1 protein-coding gene is annotated in these 262 nt (G+C 40.1%); it reads right to left on the reverse strand.

Annotation, left to right across the window (positions count from 1 at the left end):
• Positions 1-262 (reverse strand): hypothetical protein (locus AAEY72_RS15355; RefSeq protein WP_352311449.1); only part of this gene is annotated, 262 nt, incomplete at both ends.

The raw sequence follows: 262 nt of genomic DNA on the forward strand, positions 1-262 counted from the left end.
TTAGGGAAATTTATCGGCCATATTTTTAGGGTTAACCGCGTAAACCACTCATCTAAATACAAACCTGCAAATAATAGGGTGGAAAGTGATTTAACCTGTGGTCGCCAAGACTGGTAGCGTAAAAAGTAGCTGGCAATCATTAACGTTAAAATAAGGGCTATTACCCAGCTATCGGCGAGGCTAAATGCAGCTTCGCGCCACTGCTCAAGCTCTAGTGCTAAAGTAAATATATTTTTAGCAACCACATAGCTAAAAACTACTA

This window comes from Psychrobacter sp. W2-37-MNA-CIBAN-0211 (assembly GCF_040309405.1).
Classification (GTDB): Bacteria; Pseudomonadota; Gammaproteobacteria; order Pseudomonadales; family Moraxellaceae; genus Psychrobacter; species Psychrobacter glaciei.